Raw genomic sequence first — 19,083 nt, 5'->3', positions numbered from 1 at the left:
GTTAACCAATGTTTGTAGATAAAGCGAAGATTTATGTAAAAGCCGGAGATGGAGGGGACGGAATTATTTCGTTCCGTCGTGAGAAGTATGTACCAAACGGCGGACCTGCCGGGGGCGATGGAGGCAGAGGAGCTGACATCATTTTCCGCGTGGATGAAGGTTTGCGTACGTTGATGGATTTTCGTTACCAGCGTCACTTTAAGGCCCCACGTGGTGAGAAGGGACGTAACAAAAGTCAGCATGGTGCAAACGCGGAGAACATGATTGTGCGCATTCCACCAGGAACTATCATCTTGGATGAAGACAGTGGAGAAGTACTGGCGGATATGACACGTCACGGTCAACAGGTTGTTATTGCTCGTGGTGGTCGGGGCGGACGAGGGAACATCCGATTTGCTACACCGAACAATCCTGCACCTGAACTTGCTGAGAACGGTGAAGAAGGACAAGAGCGATACATCGTACTCGAACTGAAAGTTATGGCAGATGTTGGTCTGGTTGGTTTCCCGAGTGTCGGGAAATCCACATTGCTTTCTGTCGTTTCGTCAGCCAAGCCAAAGATCGGGGCATACCATTTCACAACCATTACACCGAATCTGGGTGTAGTCGGTGTAGGAGAAGGCCGAAGCTTTGTCATGGCTGATCTGCCTGGACTGATTGAAGGTGCGCATGAAGGAGTCGGACTGGGACATGAGTTCCTGCGTCATGTCGAGCGTACTCGTATTATTGTTCATGTCGTAGATATGTCGGGTTCGGAAGGACGCGATCCTTTTGAAGACTGGCAGAAAATCAATGACGAATTGAAGTTGTACAATCCGCTCCTCGCCGAGAGAACGCAAGTTGTAGCAGCTAACAAGATGGATATGCCAGACTCTGAAGCGAACCTGGAGCAATTTTTACAGCAAGTTCGTGAAGTGCAACCTGATATTGAAGTGATGCCAATTTCATCCTTGACTCGTAAAGGGATTCAAGAACTTCTGTATCGTGCAGCTGATCTGCTGGATCAGGCTCCAGACGAGCGAGTGGTTGAAGAGGTAGCAGATGTATCTGAACGTAAAGTATACAGTCTGGACAAAAAAGAAGACGATGGTTTCAAAATTGTGCGTGAGAACGAAATGTTCGTTGTCGAAAGTGCCAAGATTGACCGCATGATGAAACGGATGCAACTGAACTCGCACGAGGCTATACTGAAACTCGCACGTACACTGCGTTATATGGGTGTGGATGCTGAGTTGCGTAAGCGCGGAGCTGTAGAAGGCACCATCGTTCGTATTGGAGACTTTGAATTCGAATTCGTGGAAGGTAGCAGTTACTACTAAGTAGCCGTCTTCCGTGGAGAGACAGATTGATATAGGAACGCAGAGAAGTGGGAAGTTGACCCGCAACTCTGCGTTTTTTTTGTTTTTTCCTGACATGGGAGAGGGATAAACTTGTATACTGTGAGGAACGTATTTCAAAAAATAGGCGTGTCATGTATTGCCCTTTTGTTATAGATCCTATATAATGTCCACTATATGAATACATGAGTCTTTGAGGAGAGGACGTTCTGTGAACGAACGCTATTACTTAGTACGGGAAGATATTTTACCAGAGGCAGTGGTGAAGACCATGCAGGTAAAAGAACTACTGGCTTCTGGGGATGTTAAAACAGTGCATGAGGCGGTTGAACAGGTCGGATTAAGCCGGAGTGCCTTTTACAAGTACAAGGATGGGATTCATCTGATCAACCAGCTTGAGCGCGAGAGAATTGTAACGATCTCCATTGATCTGGAGCATCAGTCGGGGATCTTGTCTCGTGTGCTTGGACATGTAGCTGGTTATGGAGCTAACGTACTCACGATTAATCAGAGTATCCCGCTTCAAGGAAGAGCCAATGTTGTCATTTCGGTGGAAACGACACATCTTCATGGCGAAATTGGTGAAATGCTGGATCGAATGCAAGATATGCCTGGAGTAAGACGTACACGTATTGTAGGCCAAGGGTAATTAGGCTTTAACATACAGGACTGACGGACAAGAATAGACATTAGGGGGTAGATCGTTAGTGAAACCGGTAAAAGTCGGATTGTTGGGTCTGGGAACTGTCGGAACGGGAGTCGTTCGCATTGTGGAAGGGAATCAGGAGGATCTGAGCAGTCAGGTTGGATCGCCGATTGTCATCGAGAAGATCGCAGTGAAAAATACAGAGAAAGAACGTGTTATTGCTGTAGACCGTGCCAAGCTTACGGAAGATCCTTGGGAAGTCATTCGTCATCCGGATATTGATGTCATCGTTGAAGTTATGGGCGGCATTGATCAGACGAAGGAGTATATTCTTGAAGCGTTGGAACGTGGGAAACATATCGTAACAGCAAACAAAGATCTCATGGCACTACATGGTACAGAGATTTTGGCGAAGGCACAGGAAAAACAATGTGACGTGTTCTATGAGGCGAGTGTTGCTGGAGGGATTCCGATCATTCGTACGCTGATTGAAGGTTTCTCTTCTGATCGGATTACCCGCATTATGGGGATTGTGAACGGAACAACGAACTTTATTCTGACCAAAATGAGTCAGGAAGGTGCATCCTATGAAGAAGTGCTGGCTGAAGCACAGGCTCTGGGATACGCCGAATCCGATCCAACTTCCGATGTGGAGGGACTTGACGCAGCTCGCAAAATGGCGATATTGAGTACACTCGGTTTCCGCACCAATGTGGAGTTGAAGGATGTAACCGTTAAAGGAATATCCTCCGTAACTCGTGAAGACATTATGTATGCCAAAAGATTGGGCTATGAGATGAAGTTACTTGGTATTGCGGACCGTATTGGCGATGAGATCACGATCAGCGTTCAGCCGACAATGGTTAGACAGAATCACCCGATTGCTTCAGTCAACGGTGTGTTCAACGCAGTATATGTACACGGTGAAGCTGTAGGGGAGACGATGTTCTACGGTGCGGGTGCGGGAGAACTCCCAACGGCAACTTCGGTTGTAGCTGACATTGTGGCGGTTACCAAAAACCTTAAACTTGGCGTGAACGGTCTCAAAGCAATTGTGCCTTATAAGATTAAGCGACTACAAAGCGACGAGCAAATCGTGTCGAAAAACTTTATTTTACTACACGTAGACGACAAAGCCGGTGTATTGGCACAAATCACACAAATTTTCGCAGAATATGATGTCAGTCTGGCGTCGGTTGTTCAACAGCCGAATGAGCACAACCCGGATGCCGAGATCATTATCGTTACACATAATGCAAGTAAGGCAAGCATGGATAAAGTGTTAAAACATTTTGAATCACTCAGCGTCATTCGCCGCATTAAGAGTGTCTACCGGGTCGAAGGATAATTGTCCTTATCCCATACGGCATCTCAATTATTTCAGTTATAACGTACAAGTTAATCATATCCGGTTCAACAGGTCATCATTTCAGATTATTAAAACATAAAGGAGTTTACCCACAATGAGATATCAAGGACTTTTGCAAACGTACAGAGAGCACCTTCCAGTTAATGAAAATACACCCCTGCTTACACTTCAGGAAGGAAATACACCGTTGATTCATGCAGAGAATCTGTCTGAGGAGCTAGGTTTGAATGTTTACTTCAAATACGAAGGTTTGAACCCTACGGGATCTTTCAAAGACCGCGGTATGGTTATGGCTGTTGCCAAAGCTATGGAAGAGGGCAGTCGTACGATCATGTGTGCATCCACAGGTAATACGTCAGCAGCAGCAGCGGCCTACGCCGCACGTGGTGGCCTCAATTGTATCGTACTGATTCCGAATAACAACATTGCACTGGGTAAACTAGCCCAAGCCATGATCTATGGAGCCAAAGTGATTGCGATCAATGGTAACTTTGACCGTGCACTGGAGATTGTGCGTGAGATCACAGCCAAACATCCGATCACGCTTGTAAACTCTGTGAATCCGTTCCGGATTGAAGGACAGAAGACAGCGGCGTTTGAAGTGATTGAACAACTTGGCGAAGCGCCTGACGTTCTGGCTATTCCAGTCGGTAATGCGGGTAATATCTCGGCTTATTGGAAAGGTTTCAAAGAATATAAAGAGGCAGGAAAGTCCAGTACACTGCCACGTATGGTTGGTTTCGAAGCTGAAGGTGCGATGGCCATTGTCAAAGGTGAGCCGATCCTTGAACCTGAAACGGTAGCAACAGCAATTCGAATCGGTAATCCTGCGAGCTGGAAAACGGCGGTAGCTGCAGCTGAGGAATCTGGTGGACAGATCAATTATGTAACGGATGAACAAATCCTGACAGCGTATCGTACACTTGCTTCTCGGGAAGGAATTTTTGCTGAACCTGCTTCTGCGGCTTCCCTTGCCGGTGTATACAAACTGAAGAGTGAAGGGTACTTTAAAGGCGGAGAGACTGTAGTTTGTGTACTGACAGGTAATGGCCTGAAAGATCCTAATATTGCGATCAAAACAGTAGCGACTGAGCCACTTGTTGTTGAAGATACGGAAGAAGCGGTAATGGCAGCTATTGCACAACTGGAGCAGCAATCTGTATGAGTTTGCGTGAAAAGGTAACCGTAAAAATACCTGCAAGCACAGCCAATCTCGGTCCGGGGTTTGATACCCTGGGCATGGCATTGTCTTTGTATGCCTGGTTGGAAATGAAACCTGCCGAGCAGACGTCATTTCATCTTCACGGCAATCATTTGACAGGTCTGCCAACAGATAAATCGAATTTGGTTTACGAAGTTGCACAGATGGTATTCAATGAAGCTGGGGTATCCATCCCTGAATTGGAGATTTCCATGTATTCCGATATTCCGCTTACGCGGGGACTTGGGAGCAGTGCATCAGCCATCGTTGGTGCATTGGCAGCAGCGAATGCATTAATTGGTGCTCCTTTATCTGATGCCAAGCTTCTGGATATGGCCACATCCCTCGAGAAACATCCTGATAATGTGGGAGCATCTCTGTATGGCGGTATTATTACGGCTGCATGGAATGGTCAACAGGTAGATCATATACGTATTGAACCACACCAGGATATGCAGGCTTTGGTTATTGTACCTGAATTCCAGCTGTCTACTTCAAAAGCAAGGAATGTAATTCCAGAGCAATTTGGCATGTCTGATGTGGTGCATAACATTAGCAGATCTTCACTGCTCGTTGCCGCTTTGGCGAGTGGACGACTGGATATGATTCAGAAGGCGATGTCAGATCGAATTCACCAACCATATCGGGCATCATTGGTGCCAGGCATGGCTGAAATATTGGAACATGCTGTTGATCATGGAGCGTTGGGAGCTGCCCTGAGCGGAGCTGGCCCGACCGTATTGACTTTGGTAGATCGTCATGACACCCGGAAAGCGGGATTGGAACAATATTTGCTGGACACTATGGAGCGGGAGGGCATATCTGCTTCTGCACTGTGGCTCGATCCGGATTTGGACGGTGTAACCGTGCTGCCTGATCAAGACGAACGTCCTTTTCTGGACAGAATCAAAGGGGAAGTTAATGCATGAAACGAATTGCAGTATTACCTGAAGGCTCAGTCTCTCATGAGGCAATTGATTTCCTTTTCAACGGGGAACCATTAGATTTGCTTCATTCCAAGCTGATTTCGGATGTGTTTAGAGCAACGGATAGCGGGAATGCACAATACAGCGTCATTCCGATTGAAAATACCATTGAGGGTTCCGTTAGTCTTCATATGGACTGGCTTGTAAATGAAGTGGACATTCCGATGCAAGCGGAGTGGGTATACCCATCCATCCAGAATGTCATTGGACATGGCTCGGAATTTAAGACGGAGAGCGGCGAGTATGATTTTAGTAAAATTACCAAGATCATGTCTCACCCTGTGGCTATTCCGCAGTGTCAGAATTTTATTCGGCTGCATTCACCCGGGGCCGATCTTGAAGGTGTGAACAGTACAGCCGAGGCTGTAGAAATTGTGAAAAAAAATCCAGGTAAGGGCTGGGTAGCGATTGGTACCAAGCTTGCTGCTCAGAAGCATGGTCTGGACATTATGGCTGAACGGGTTACAGATCATGACAACAACTACACCCGTTTTGTGCTCATCGGCCATGAACCTGTGAACATTCCACGTGAATCGGATCATGTAAAAACCAGCTTGCTGGTGACGTTGCCAGAAGATGCACCGGGTGCGTTGCATCAGGTACTGTCAGCTTTTGCTTGGCGGAAGCTGAACTTGACCCGTCTCGAATCTCGTCCAACGAAGAAACGATTGGGCAGTTACTATTTTTACATTGATGTTGTGGAAACGGTCGATTCGGTATTGCTTACCGCAGCCATGGCAGAGATTGAAGCGTTGAATTGTCAGGTGCGTGTTCTGGGTAGCTATCCTTGTTATACATATCCTTCGAGATAATTGACCTGATGGTGTTTGGGAATGTTAGAAGGTTGTCATAAGTCGGGGTAGAATGAGCGAGTAATGGCTTGTCATTTGGTGTACAATGGACGGGTTAATAACGTTTCGGAGTACAGGGAATGGATATTTTATGGAGGTGCAGTCATCAGTGGCAGAACAATGGATCTATTTGGATGGTCAGTATGTGACCAAGGAGAACGCAACCGTTTCGGTATATGATCATGGATTTTTGTATGGAGACGGGATTTTCGAAGGTATTCGGATCTATAACGGAAATATTTTCAGATGTAAGGCCCACTTGGATCGTTTGTATGATTCGGCAAAATCCATTAGTTTGAACATTCCGCTGTCCATTGATGAGATGCTGGAAGTCATGGCTGAAACGGTGCGCCGCAATGATATGCGTAATGGTTATATTCGTCTTATTGTATCGCGTGGCCCTGGTAATCTGGGGTTGGACCCGTTACGTTGTCCTAAGGCATCCGTAATCATCATCGTGGAGCAATTAGCGATCTATCCGGAGGAAGCGTATCTTACTGGATTGAAAGCCGTGTCGGTATCCCAACGCCGGAACATTCCAGACGCATTGAATCCAAAAATTAAATCGTTAAACTATCTGAATAACATCCTGGTTAAAATCCAGTCTAACTATTCAGGTGCTGGTGAAGCAATTATGCTGAATTCCCAAGGTTACGTTACTGAGGGTTCAAGTGATAACATCTTCATCATCAAAAATGGTGTAGTGTACACGCCGCCTTGTTATCTCGGAGCACTTGAAGGGATTACACGTCAAGCGATTATCGATCTATGTGGCGAACTGGAGCTTGAATTAAAAGAAGTGCCATTCACCCTGCATGATGTGTATATCGCAGACGAAGTCTTTTTCACCGGGACAGCTGCAGAAGTTATCGCTGCATATGAAGTCGATGGAAGAACAATTGGCACGGGAGTAGCAGGTCCGGTAACGCTGAGACTGCTGGAAGCATTCCGTCAGATTGTTGACAAAGATGGATATAAAGTGTGGGAATCTTAAGTTAGAATTGCATAACATAGGGAACAGGAATCCTCCTTGTCCGATAAAATTTTGCATACCTGGCGTATGGGGATTTTAGAGACAGGAGGATTTTTTTTGTTTAGTTGATGTCATTAGCCCGGTTTCTGCATAGGATGTAGTAACGGTATGGGCGAATGTACTGCCCAAGTATGACGTCTAGGAGGTTAGTTCCCTGTGAAAATACACATGGTGAAAAAAGGCGACACATTATATCTGCTGTCCCAAAAATACAATGTAGCGCTGGACAAATTGATCGCGGCTAATCCGCAAATCACAAATCCTGACAAGTTGGATATTGGCATGAAGGTCAAAATCCCTGCAGAGCCAGTAACACCGAAGCCGGAGGGTGTGCTCCACAGTCACAAGGTGCAGCAAGGAGATTCGTTATGGAAGTTGGCACAAGCCTGGGGAGTTCCTTTAAAAGATATGGTCAATGCCAATCCACAGTTGAAAAATCCGAACGCTCTGCTGGTGGGGGAGACAGTTTATATTCCATCTATGCACGCACAAGGAAACAGCACATCTAATTCGGGTGCCGGCAACATTGCTGCTCAAGAAAAGTTGTCACCTGAGGGTAAGGAATATACGGGAGTCAAAGAACCGGAACCACCGGCTCCAGTAGCGCCAACTCCCCCTGCTCCGGTAGCAGAGGTTCCTGTTCCGGTCCCGGTGCCTGCTCCACCACCAGCCAATACGGAGAAGCCGAATGTGAAGCCTGAACTGGAGGTACTGCCGCAGTTACCGGAGCTTCCTGAAGTGAAACCCGAAAAGGAAACGCATAAAAAAGAAGAGGTTAAACCCGAAGTTTATGTAAAACCGGTAGCAGAATCCAAGAAATACACAATGCCTAATCTATCGCCTGAAATTATGCCTTTGCCTGTAATGCCTAATACAAAGTCTCCAACTGAGGTTGCACCAGCAACGAAAAAACCTTGTGGTTGCGGTAATAAGTTGCATCATGCGCCAGCCGAGCACCCTTATGTTCAAATCCCGGTTCCTGTACAAGAGGTGTATGGTGCTCAGCAAGACATGTACACGGCAGGAGCGAGTAACAATGCGTCGTTTCCAGGGATTCCGGAAGTTAGTCCCTATGGTGGCAGTGATCTGCCTAACAGTCTGTGGACTGGCGCGGAGCAGGGTTATAACCACAATAACGTTATGCCGAATCTGTCCGCAGAAATGCAAAACAACTCATTTCCGATTGCGCCAGCTGGCGAAGTGAATAGTCCATTCCCAACGTATGCAGCACCTAGTCATATGAATCATCAGCCGCCTTTCATATCTCCATACTCAATGCTTCCGTACCCTCCATGCGGATGTGGCTCACATACACCTATGCCTCAGTATACTTATCCTTCTCATGGTTATCAGGATCCGGCATGGAATATGTATGGTCCTTCGTACGGTATGCCGCCTGAAATGTCCACATCAACGATGCCAAACCAGCCTATTGAGTATGCTTATCAGAATCCGTACCCTACTCAGAACATGGTTCCCCCGTCCCCGCTTGGAGCATTTGGTGAAATGTATCCTCCTCAGGGGCAAGGGAAGGGTGGCAAAAAAGGGGGGCGTGAAGACGCTAACTTAAGTCAGGTAGCAATTGAAGAGGTTGGATCAGATTCGGAAGGGAAGTCTAAGCAAGCAGGGAATAAGCCGGCCGCTGCAAAACGCAGAACAAGCAAGGCTCCTCTGAAGAATAAATCCAAGGTATCCGTGTCCGGGAAAACATCCAGAGAGGGTGCAGCTACTTCCAACCAACGGAAATCCGATAAAAAGCGTCGTAATCCATGGATACAAAACTAACCTGGGGATTGCGATTGATGAATAAGTGAGGTACCTGTTATATAAGCGGGAAGCCAGCTCTGTAATAGAGAGCTGGCTTCCCGCTTACCTGAGTGAACATTGAGTTGCGCATAACGGAGATATAGTTGCTCAGGAAATAATAGAAAGTATTTTATTAAGAAGTTATTGTAAACCCTTTCATGAATATGTTAAAATATTTGTACCCTATGAGCATGACCTAATATGATAGGACAAGATAGGGTACGGATATTGATAGCTTTAGCTGTTGTAAAACTACTAAAGAAAAGAAATGAAAAAACTGTTGCATTACATTCAGCCGTATGATATATTATTTAAGTCGCCGCTGAAACACAGTGCTGACACGGGAAACACAAGAGATGATGAAACAAGTTTGATCTTTGAAAACTGAACAACGAGTGAGTAAACATTCTGCTTGCAGAATGAACGCGAAAGTTGGAGACAAGCCTTGGCTTGGATCGACTGGAGCACAAATGAGATTTTTAATCTCGTCAGATTCAAAATGAGCTTATCGCTCTTTTCAATACTTTATTGGAGAGTTTGATCCTGGCTCAGGACGAACGCTGGCGGCATGCCTAATACATGCAAGTCGAGCGGACTTGAAGAGAAGCTTGCTTCTCTGATGGTTAGCGGCGGACGGGTGAGTAACACGTAGGCAACCTGCCCTCAAGTTTGGGACAACTACCGGAAACGGTAGCTAATACCGAATAATTGTTTTCTTCGCCTGAAGGAAACTGGAAAGACGGAGCAATCTGTCACTTGGGGATGGGCCTGCGGCGCATTAGCTAGTTGGTGAGGTAACGGCTCACCAAGGCGACGATGCGTAGCCGACCTGAGAGGGTGATCGGCCACACTGGGACTGAGACACGGCCCAGACTCCTACGGGAGGCAGCAGTAGGGAATCTTCCGCAATGGGCGAAAGCCTGACGGAGCAATGCCGCGTGAGTGATGAAGGTTTTCGGATCGTAAAGCTCTGTTGCCAGGGAAGAACGCTTGGGAGAGTAACTGCTCTCAAGGTGACGGTACCTGAGAAGAAAGCCCCGGCTAACTACGTGCCAGCAGCCGCGGTAATACGTAGGGGGCAAGCGTTGTCCGGAATTATTGGGCGTAAAGCGCGCGCAGGCGGTCATTTAAGTCTGGTGTTTAATCCCGGGGCTCAACCCCGGATCGCACTGGAAACTGGGTGACTTGAGTGCAGAAGAGGAGAGTGGAATTCCACGTGTAGCGGTGAAATGCGTAGATATGTGGAGGAACACCAGTGGCGAAGGCGACTCTCTGGGCTGTAACTGACGCTGAGGCGCGAAAGCGTGGGGAGCAAACAGGATTAGATACCCTGGTAGTCCACGCCGTAAACGATGAGTGCTAGGTGTTAGGGGTTTCGATACCCTTGGTGCCGAAGTTAACACATTAAGCACTCCGCCTGGGGAGTACGGTCGCAAGACTGAAACTCAAAGGAATTGACGGGGACCCGCACAAGCAGTGGAGTATGTGGTTTAATTCGAAGCAACGCGAAGAACCTTACCAGGTCTTGACATCCCTCTGATCGATGCAGAGATGTATCTTTCCTTCGGGACAGAGGAGACAGGTGGTGCATGGTTGTCGTCAGCTCGTGTCGTGAGATGTTGGGTTAAGTCCCGCAACGAGCGCAACCCTTATATTTAGTTGCCAGCATTTCGGATGGGCACTCTAGATAGACTGCCGGTGACAAACCGGAGGAAGGTGGGGATGACGTCAAATCATCATGCCCCTTATGACCTGGGCTACACACGTACTACAATGGCCGGTACAACGGGCTGCGAAATCGCGAGATGGAGCCAATCCCAACAAAGCCGGTCTCAGTTCGGATTGCAGGCTGCAACTCGCCTGCATGAAGTCGGAATTGCTAGTAATCGCGGATCAGCATGCCGCGGTGAATACGTTCCCGGGTCTTGTACACACCGCCCGTCACACCACGAGAGTTTATAACACCCGAAGTCGGTGGGGTAACCGCAAGGAGCCAGCCGCCGAAGGTGGGATAGATGATTGGGGTGAAGTCGTAACAAGGTAGCCGTATCGGAAGGTGCGGCTGGATCACCTCCTTTCTATGGAGAATCGTTTCCTGCAACGGAAACATTCAAATACGCAGCTTAGCTGCAAAACACTCACTCGTTGTTCGGTTTTGAGAGCTCAAACTCTCAAACAGCTTGCTTTTGCATGGAGCTTGTTCTTTGAAAACTAGATATCGAAACGAAACAAACGCGAATTAGAACATTCCTTTTTAGCTGAACTTGTGCAAACAAGTCAAGTGTATAAAGGTAGTTAAATTGCTTTTGTGATGGTATCGGGTGAGAGCGACTTTTGGCTTTGCGCAAGCAAAACAAGGGAAGCGAGCGACCGAAACCGGAACAAAATGGTTAAGCTACTAAGAGCACACGGAGGATGCCTAGGCGCTAGGAGCCGATGAAGGACGTGGCGAACAACGAAACTGCCTCGGGGAGCTGTAAGCAAGCTTTGATCCGGGGGTGTCCGAATGGGGAAACCCAGCTGGGGTAATTTCCAGTTACTCATAACTGAATACATAGGTTATGTAGAGGCATACCAGGGGAACTGAAACATCTAAGTACCCTGAGGAAGAGAAAACAATAGTGATTCCGTCAGTAGCGGCGAGCGAACGCGGAGAAGCCCAAACCAGAGAGCTTGCTCTTTGGGGTTGTGGGACGTCTCACATGGAGTTACAAAGGAACCGGTTAAGCGAAGAGGTCTGGAAAGGCCCGCCAAAGAAGGTAAAAGCCCTGTAGTTGAAAGTCTGTTCCCTCCGAGACGGATCCCGAGTAGTGCGGGGCACGTGAAACCCCGTATGAATCCGGCAGGACCATCTGCCAAGGCTAAATACTTCCTAGCGACCGATAGTGAAGCAGTACCGTGAGGGAAAGGTGAAAAGCACCCCGGAAGGGGAGTGAAATAGAACCTGAAACCGTGTGCTTACAAAAAGTCAGAGCCCGTTTTAGGGGTGATGGCGTGCCTTTTGTAGAATGAACCGGCGAGTTACGTTCCCGTGCAAGGTTAAGGTGAAGAGCCGGAGCCGCAGCGAAAGCGAGTCTGAATAGGGCGATGTAGTACGTGGACGTAGACCCGAAACCGGGTGATCTACCCCTGTCCAGGGTGAAGGTGCGGTAACACGCACTGGAGGCCCGAACCCACGCATGTTGAAAAATGCGGGGATGAGGTGGGGGTAGCGGAGAAATTCCAATCGAACTCGGAGATAGCTGGTTCTCCCCGAAATAGCTTTAGGGCTAGCCTCGGAAAACAGAGTCGTGGAGGTAGAGCACTGATTGGGTGCGGGGCCCGCAAGGGTTACCAAGCTCAGTCAAACTCCGAATGCCATAGACTTACTTCCGGGAGTCAGACAGTGAGTGCTAAGATCCATTGTCAAAAGGGAAACAGCCCAGACCATCAGCTAAGGTCCCCAAGTGTGTGTTAAGTGGGAAAGGATGTGGAGTTGCACAGACAACCAGGATGTTGGCTTAGAAGCAGCCACCATTGAAAGAGTGCGTAATAGCTCACTGGTCGAGTGACTCTGCGCCGAAAATGTAACGGGGCTAAACACACCACCGAAGCTATGGCTTGATGCTTTGCATCAGGGGTAGGGGAGCGTTGTATAAGGGTTGAAGGTGTACCGTAAGGAGCGCTGGACATTATACAAGTGAGAATGCCGGTATGAGTAACGAAAAGATCAGTGAGAATCTGATCCGCCGAAAGCCTAAGGGTTCCTGAGGAAGGCTCGTCCGCTCAGGGTAAGTCGGGACCTAAGGCGAGGCCGAAAGGCGTAGTCGAAGGACAACAGGTCGAAATTCCTGTACCACCGTAAGCCGTTATGAGCAATGGGGGGACGCAGTAGGGTAGTGACGCGGACTGATGGATGTCCGTCTAAGCAGTGAGGCTGATGTGTAGGCAAATCCGCACATTGTAAGGCTGAGCTGTGATGGGGAGCGAAAATTATAGTAGCGAAGGTCATGATCTCACACTGCCAAGAAAAGCCTCTAGCCAGGTGATGGTGCCCGTACCGCAAACCGACACAGGTAGGCGAGAAGAGTATTCTAAGGCGCGCGGAAGAACTCTCGTTAAGGAACTCGGCAAAATGACCCCGTAACTTCGGGAGAAGGGGTGCCCCGGTAGTGTGAATAGCACGAGGGGGCCGCAGTGAAAAGGCCCAAGCGACTGTTTAGCAAAAACACAGGTCTGTGCGAAGCCGTAAGGCGAAGTATACGGGCTGACGCCTGCCCGGTGCTGGAAGGTTAAGGGGAGTGGTTAGGAGCAATCCGAAGCTGTGAACCGAAGCCCCAGTAAACGGCGGCCGTAACTATAACGGTCCTAAGGTAGCGAAATTCCTTGTCAGGTAAATTCTGACCCGCACGAATGGCGTAACGACTTGGGCGCTGTCTCAACGAGAGATCCGGTGAAATTTTAATACCTGTGAAGATGCAGGTTACCCGCGACAAGACGGAAAGACCCCATGGAGCTTTACTGCAGCTTGATATTGAATTTGGGTACGATCTGTACAGGATAGGTGGGAGCCTTTGAAACGTGAGCGCCAGCTTGCGTGGAGGCAACGTTGGGATACCACCCTGATCGTATCTAGGTTCTAACCTGGTACCGTAATCCGGTGCGGGGACAGTGTCAGGTGGGCAGTTTGACTGGGGCGGTCGCCTCCTAAAGAGTAACGGAGGCGCCCAAAGGTTCCCTCAGAATGGTTGGAAATCATTCGAAGAGTGCAAAGGCATAAGGGAGCTTGACTGCGAGACCTACAAGTCGAGCAGGGACGAAAGTCGGGCTTAGTGATCCGGTGGTACCGCATGGAAGGGCCATCGCTCAACGGATAAAAGCTACCCTGGGGATAACAGGCTTATCTCCCCCAAGAGTCCACATCGACGGGGAGGTTTGGCACCTCGATGTCGGCTCATCGCATCCTGGGGCTGAAGTAGGTCCCAAGGGTTGGGCTGTTCGCCCATTAAAGCGGTACGCGAGCTGGGTTCAGAACGTCGTGAGACAGTTCGGTCCCTATCTGTCGTGGGCGTAGGAAATTTGAGAGGAGCTGTCCTTAGTACGAGAGGACCGGGATGGACGTACCGCTGGTGTACCAGTTGTTCCGCCAGGAGCACCGCTGGGTAGCTATGTACGGACGGGATAAACGCTGAAAGCATCTAAGCGTGAAGCCCCCCTCAAGATGAGATTTCCCAGTATGTAAGACCCCTTGAAGACGACGAGGTAGATAGGCTGGGGGTGGAAGTGCAGCAATGCATGGAGCTGACCAGTACTAATCGGTCGAGGGCTTATCCAATAGCAAGTTGTAATTCGCATGTTTCGTTTCGAATCTAGTTTTCAGAGAACGATCTCTGAAATGTAAGCTAAGCTATGCGTTTGGTGGCGATGGCGGAGGGGTTCCACACGTACCCATCCCGAACACGACCGTTAAGCCCTCTAGCGCCGATGGTACTTGGACCGCAGGGTCCTGGGAGAGTAGGACGCCGCCAAGCGAACTCTTTCATCATACATAGAAAACAGGCTCTGCATGTTGATGTTGTACGATGAATTGCATTTGCAGTGCAAATGCATATATTCCCTGATAGCTCAGTTGGTAGAGCACTCGACTGTTAATCGAGTTGTCACAGGTTCGAGCCCTGTTCGGGGAGCCATTAGGGCCCGTTGGTCAAGGGGTTAAGACACCTCCCTTTCACGGAGGTAACAGGGGTTCGAATCCCCTACGGGTCATATTATGGAGGCTTAGCTCAGCTGGGAGAGCATCTGCCTTACAAGCAGAGGGTCGGGGGTTCGATCCCCTCAGCCTCCACCATATAAACTTTATAACGACGCGGGGTGGAGCAGCCCGGTAGCTCGTCGGGCTCATAACCCGAAGGCCGCAGGTTCAAATCCTGCCCCCGCAATTATACTTTCCTTTGAGAAAGTGATCTGGAACCGTGGTGTAGTTGGCCTAACATGCCTGCCTGTCACGCAGGAGATCGCGGGTTCGAATCCCGTCGGTTCCGCCATTTTTATATTAATAATACCGTGTGCGGAAGTGGCTCAGCGGTAGAGCATCGCCTTGCCAAGGCGAGGGTCGCGGGTTCGATTCCCGTCTTCCGCTCCAATATTTGCGCCCTTAGCTCAGCTGGATAGAGCGTTTGACTACGAATCAAAAGGCCGGGAGTTCGAATCTCTCAGGGCGCGCCATTATAACTTCAAATTTGCCGGCGTGGCGGAATGGCAGACGCGCTCGACTCAAAATCGAGTGGGAAACCGTGGAGGTTCGAGTCCTCTCGCCGGTATATATAACGGGATGTAGCTCAGCTTGGTAGAGCACCTGGTTTGGGACCAGGGGGTCGCATGTTCAAATCGTGTCATCCCGATCTCTAAAAACACTATCTATAATTAGATAGTGTTTTTTTATATTTATCTATATAAGATTCTATAAATGCAGGTTCGATATTAACTATGACAAATTCTCTAAGCTAACACATGCGTGTTCCTTCTTCAGACAACAAGTTAATTGTGCATAAAGCCTCAATCTTTAGGTCACAATAGGTTTAAAAAGTGATAGAAGGGGTTCATGTGAACACGTTTAACTTCAGAAAACAATTCAAGAGACGCTGGAGACGGTGGAAACGAACAGTATGGATGACGGCGGCTCTGCTTGCAGTTACGATATTGGCTTACAGCGGGTTGTCTATCTCATCGGCGATAGAGCGTTTGCTGACAACTAATTTTAGTGAGGCAACCAGTGTGATGGGGCCTGTTACGCAGGAAACAAGATCTGAACAGGAGATTCAGGCGTTAGTAGAGCAACTTGATTCTGATCCGGATCATTTAACAAGTGTGGTTTTGGAAACACAGTACATCTGCGGAGTGGAGACAGAGCAGTTAGGCAAGATGGCTAGACCGCAGTTGAAGATGTTACTAGCTCAACATCCGGAATGGGATGCTACCGTTGGAACATCAGATGAGTTGCATCTGAAGCAACGTGTAGATGACCTTTCACCGCTTTGTAAACAGCAGGCTTATATCAGCATAGATGCTGTAGGGAACCTTAATTTGTACGAGGGTAAGCCTGCAGAAGAGAAGGTTATTCGTACGTTCTTTCAATTGGATGTTGGGACGTTGGAAAGTTCTTTGCCTGAAGGGGTGCTCGAGCAATTGCAGCAGGGTATTCGGATTCAGGACAAGGATGAATATGATAGCGTAATCTCTACGTTCAGTGACTATGCCGTGGATGAAGACCATCATTTAATCCGTAATGGCGGGTAATCCAAACGTCTTCACCTACGGTATTAAAATTGTGAAGTACTGAAACGATGCTGGCAATAGCAATAACATTGGTGGTTTACGTAACCAAGCGATTGAATCTAAAATACGTGGAATGTGGTGAAGGACATCGAAGAGATGTCCTTTTTGTCGTTTGAACTGAAATACATGAAAATACGAATAAACATGTAAAAAATCCGCGAATAAAGACGAGTAATCAGTTAGACAAAGTTTTTCCTGCCGCAGGGTCTATCTTTTGTTATAATGAAATGAACGATACATATGTTCGCTTTTGTGAGGGAGAGATGGTTTTGCGTTTTTTGGGAATTGACCCGGGGATTGCGATTGTTGGTTTTGGTTTTGTGGATAAAATCGGCAGTAAGGTGGTACCCGTACAATATGGATGTATTCAGACGGAAGCTCATACCCCTGAAGAGGAACGGTTGCTTCACGTATATGAAGGTATGGTGCAATTGATTGATAAATACAAACCGGACGCAGTAGCGTTGGAGAAACTTTTTTTCAATCGGAACGTTACAACAGCGATGTCTGTCAGTCAGGCGAGAGGCGTCATGGTACTCGCTGCGGCACAGAAGGGTTTGCCTATTGCAGAATATACGCCAATGCAGATCAAGCAGGCTGTTGTGGGGTACGGTAAAGCGGAGAAGAAGCAAGTACAGGAGATGGTCAAAATGTTCTTGCGTCTTCAGGTCGTTCCTAAGCCGGATGACGTAGCGGATGCATTGGCTGTAGCGGTGTGCCACGCACACTCTTATACATTAAATTCCAAGTTGAATGAGGTATTGCGAAAATGATTGATTTTCTAAGAGGACAGTTCATTCATGTAGAGAATGATTATATTGTGCTGGATGTTCATGGTGTAGGGTATCGCGTATTCTGTCCAAATCCATTTGCGTTTGCGAAGCAAGAAGGCGAAATTACCGTGTACACTCACCATCATGTGCGTGAGGATGCGATGTTGCTGTTTGGATTTGTTACACGGGATGAGCAGCGTTTGTTCCGTAAACTGATTGAAGTATCCGGTATTGGGCCAAAAGTAGCTCTGGGCATACTCGCTGGAGGTACACCAGAACATGTGGTTACGGCGATTTATCAGGAGAATCTTACGTTCTTGACCAAATTGCCAGGCATCGGCAAGAAGACTGCACAACGCATGATTCTGGATCTCAAGGATAAGCTGGATAGTTTTGGCGCGGCAGCGTATGCAACAGGGTTGTTCGCTCCTCCATCGGAAGAGTCGGGAAGTGGTTCAGCCTGGGATGAGGCACGTGAAGGTCTCAAGGCACTTGGGTATACTGACAGTGAGCTTGATAAAGTATGGCTCAAATTGAAAAAGGATGTTACTACAGCAGATTCCGTTGATGTGTTGATGAAAAAGGCGCTGCAAATGCTGTTTACGGGATAATACAAATTGCATATTATAATATAGCTGTAGCCTGCAAAAAAAGGTAGGGATGAACATGGATGACCGGATTATTTCCGCGAACCTGATGATGGAGGACCAAAATGTTGAGTTGAGTCTTCGTCCCCGGTATCTGAATGAGTATATCGGGCAGAATCAGGTGAAGGAAAATTTAAAGATATATATTGAAGCTGCCAAATTTCGTAATGAGGCATTGGATCACGTTTTGTTATATGGCCCACCTGGGCTTGGTAAAACAACACTTGCCAACATTATTGCCAACGAATTGGGCGTTAATTTACGAACTACGTCAGGCCCGGCCATTGAACGCCCGGGTGATCTTGCAGCATTGTTAACCAATCTGCAGGAAGGTGATGTCCTGTTTATTGATGAGATTCATCGTTTGCATCGTACGGTTGAAGAAGTCATGTACCCCGCTATGGAAGATTCGGCATTGGATATTATGATTGGTAAAGGTCCAAGTGCACGTTCCGTTCGGCTGGATCTGCCACCATTCACTCTGATTGGGGCTACAACGCGTGCTGGCTTGCTGTCTGCTCCACTTCGAGACCGATTTGGTGTTATCAGTCGATTGGAATTCTACACGGTTGATGAGCTGGCTTATATCGTTTCACGCTCTACCGAAATTTTGGGTGTGGAGATTGTGGGAGATGCTGCGCAAGAGATTGCATTGCGCTCACGTGGGACACCGAGGATTGCGAACCGTTTGTTAAAACGAGTACGCGACTTTGCACAGGTACGTGGTGATGGGATTATAACGCAGACACTGGCGGAAGAAGCGCTGCAACGTCTCCAGATCGATCCACGTGGCTTGGACGACATTGACCATAAGATGCTTAAATCGATGATCAACAGCTTCCGGGGAGGCCCGGTAGGGCTCGATACCATTGCTGCTACGATTGGTGAAGAAAGTCAGACGATCGAGGATGTTTATGAACCGTATCTGCTTCAGATTGGTATGATTCAGCGTACACCAAGGGGCAGGATCGTAACAGATCTCGCCTATCATCATTTGGGTCTGCCTGTTCCACCAAGAGACGGTAAATAGTCGAACCTGTTGAACATGCTCATTTGGATATTCATCATAAACATTGGAATAATCACGGGTTAACCCGATATAAAGTGAAAGAAATGCATG

12 protein-coding genes, 9 tRNA genes and 3 rRNA genes are annotated in these 19,083 nt (G+C 48.0%); all 24 read left to right on the top strand.

Annotated elements, in window-relative coordinates:
- Nucleotides 1–8: 8 nt before the first annotated feature.
- On the top strand, nucleotides 9–1,319 hold the full coding sequence (gene obgE, locus MHI48_RS24095; protein ID WP_036673545.1) for a GTPase ObgE: 1,311 nt from the start codon (nucleotides 9–11) through the stop codon (nucleotides 1,317–1,319).
- Nucleotides 1,320–1,548: 229 nt separating this feature from the next.
- Complete coding sequence (locus tag MHI48_RS24090) at nucleotides 1,549–1,986, top strand: ACT domain-containing protein (RefSeq protein WP_017692625.1); 438 nt, start codon at nucleotides 1,549–1,551, stop codon at nucleotides 1,984–1,986.
- A gap of 58 nt (nucleotides 1,987–2,044) precedes the next feature.
- The gene (locus tag MHI48_RS24085) at nucleotides 2,045–3,331 is read left to right on the top strand and encodes a homoserine dehydrogenase (RefSeq protein WP_017692626.1); all 1,287 of its coding nucleotides are present in this window, start codon (nucleotides 2,045–2,047) and stop codon (nucleotides 3,329–3,331) included.
- Nucleotides 3,332–3,446: 115 nt separating this feature from the next.
- Nucleotides 3,447–4,517: a threonine synthase gene (gene thrC / locus MHI48_RS24080; RefSeq protein ID WP_036673546.1), complete on the top strand. Its 1,071-nt coding sequence runs from the start codon at nucleotides 3,447–3,449 to the stop codon at nucleotides 4,515–4,517.
- Nucleotides 4,514–5,482, top strand: a complete 969-nt coding sequence (gene thrB / locus MHI48_RS24075; RefSeq protein WP_076320300.1) for a homoserine kinase — start codon at nucleotides 4,514–4,516, stop codon at nucleotides 5,480–5,482. The genes thrC and thrB overlap by 4 nt, the downstream gene beginning before the upstream one ends.
- Nucleotides 5,479–6,351, top strand: coding sequence for a prephenate dehydratase (gene pheA, locus MHI48_RS24070; protein WP_076320299.1), 873 nt, complete (start codon nucleotides 5,479–5,481; stop codon nucleotides 6,349–6,351). The genes thrB and pheA overlap by 4 nt, the downstream gene beginning before the upstream one ends.
- 148 nt (nucleotides 6,352–6,499) lie before the next feature.
- Nucleotides 6,500–7,384: a branched-chain-amino-acid transaminase gene (gene ilvE, locus MHI48_RS24065; RefSeq protein WP_017692630.1), complete on the top strand. Its 885-nt coding sequence runs from the start codon at nucleotides 6,500–6,502 to the stop codon at nucleotides 7,382–7,384.
- A 195-nt stretch (nucleotides 7,385–7,579) separates the two neighbouring features.
- Entirely contained in the window at nucleotides 7,580–9,208 is a 1,629-nt protein-coding gene (locus MHI48_RS24060; RefSeq protein WP_076320298.1) for a LysM domain-containing protein, read from the top strand.
- Between the two features lie 546 nt (nucleotides 9,209–9,754).
- Nucleotides 9,755–11,307 (top strand): 16S ribosomal RNA (locus MHI48_RS24055).
- Between the two features lie 310 nt (nucleotides 11,308–11,617).
- Nucleotides 11,618–14,543: ribosomal RNA gene (locus tag MHI48_RS24050) — 23S ribosomal RNA — on the top strand.
- 79 nt (nucleotides 14,544–14,622) lie between these two features.
- Nucleotides 14,623–14,739: ribosomal RNA gene (gene rrf / locus MHI48_RS24045) — 5S ribosomal RNA — on the top strand.
- The 16S, 23S and 5S rRNA genes sit together here with 9 tRNA genes alongside, the layout of an rRNA operon.
- A gap of 83 nt (nucleotides 14,740–14,822) precedes the next feature.
- A tRNA-Asn gene (locus MHI48_RS24040) sits at nucleotides 14,823–14,898 on the top strand.
- Between the two features lie 4 nt (nucleotides 14,899–14,902).
- A tRNA-Glu gene (locus tag MHI48_RS24035) sits at nucleotides 14,903–14,974 on the top strand.
- A 6-nt stretch (nucleotides 14,975–14,980) separates the two neighbouring features.
- Nucleotides 14,981–15,056, top strand: a tRNA-Val gene (locus MHI48_RS24030).
- A 17-nt stretch (nucleotides 15,057–15,073) separates the two neighbouring features.
- Nucleotides 15,074–15,147 (top strand) — tRNA-Met (locus tag MHI48_RS24025).
- Nucleotides 15,148–15,174: 27 nt separating this feature from the next.
- Nucleotides 15,175–15,252, top strand: a tRNA-Asp gene (locus MHI48_RS24020).
- Between the two features lie 23 nt (nucleotides 15,253–15,275).
- Nucleotides 15,276–15,350, top strand: a tRNA-Gly gene (locus MHI48_RS24015).
- 6 nt (nucleotides 15,351–15,356) lie between these two features.
- Nucleotides 15,357–15,433: transfer RNA gene (locus MHI48_RS24010), tRNA-Arg, on the top strand.
- 16 nt (nucleotides 15,434–15,449) lie between these two features.
- Nucleotides 15,450–15,528 (top strand) — tRNA-Leu (locus MHI48_RS24005).
- A 7-nt stretch (nucleotides 15,529–15,535) separates the two neighbouring features.
- Nucleotides 15,536–15,609, top strand: a tRNA-Pro gene (locus tag MHI48_RS24000).
- Nucleotides 15,610–15,811: 202 nt separating this feature from the next.
- Complete coding sequence (locus MHI48_RS23995; RefSeq protein WP_076320342.1) at nucleotides 15,812–16,504, top strand: BofC C-terminal domain-containing protein; 693 nt, start codon at nucleotides 15,812–15,814, stop codon at nucleotides 16,502–16,504.
- A gap of 308 nt (nucleotides 16,505–16,812) precedes the next feature.
- Entirely contained in the window at nucleotides 16,813–17,316 is a 504-nt protein-coding gene (gene ruvC / locus MHI48_RS23990; RefSeq protein ID WP_017686765.1) for a crossover junction endodeoxyribonuclease RuvC, read from the top strand.
- Nucleotides 17,313–17,927, top strand: coding sequence for a Holliday junction branch migration protein RuvA (gene ruvA, locus MHI48_RS23985; RefSeq protein ID WP_036616866.1), 615 nt, complete (start codon nucleotides 17,313–17,315; stop codon nucleotides 17,925–17,927). The genes ruvC and ruvA overlap by 4 nt, the downstream gene beginning before the upstream one ends.
- A gap of 55 nt (nucleotides 17,928–17,982) precedes the next feature.
- A complete protein-coding gene (gene ruvB / locus MHI48_RS23980; RefSeq protein ID WP_036616868.1) occupies nucleotides 17,983–18,993 on the top strand; it encodes a Holliday junction branch migration DNA helicase RuvB in 1,011 nt (336 codons plus the stop codon).
- Nucleotides 18,994–19,083 lie beyond the last annotated feature (90 nt).

This window comes from Paenibacillus sp. FSL H7-0942, assembly GCF_045040715.1.
GTDB lineage: Bacteria > Bacillota > Bacilli > Paenibacillales > Paenibacillaceae > Paenibacillus > Paenibacillus amylolyticus.
Note: the sequence above shows the minus strand (reverse complement) of the source record. Positions and strands in the feature narration are given on the sequence as shown.

Coding starts and splice junctions, on each gene's coding strand:
- obgE (WP_036673545.1), top strand. CDS start 9: ATGTTTGTAGATAAAGCGAAGATTTATGTAAAAGCCGGAGATGGAGGG.
- thrC (WP_036673546.1), top strand. CDS start 3,447: ATGAGATATCAAGGACTTTTGCAAACGTACAGAGAGCACCTTCCAGTT.
- thrB (WP_076320300.1), top strand. CDS start 4,514: ATGAGTTTGCGTGAAAAGGTAACCGTAAAAATACCTGCAAGCACAGCC.
- pheA (WP_076320299.1), top strand. CDS start 5,479: ATGAAACGAATTGCAGTATTACCTGAAGGCTCAGTCTCTCATGAGGCA.
- ruvA (WP_036616866.1), top strand. CDS start 17,313: ATGATTGATTTTCTAAGAGGACAGTTCATTCATGTAGAGAATGATTAT.
- ruvB (WP_036616868.1), top strand. CDS start 17,983: ATGGATGACCGGATTATTTCCGCGAACCTGATGATGGAGGACCAAAAT.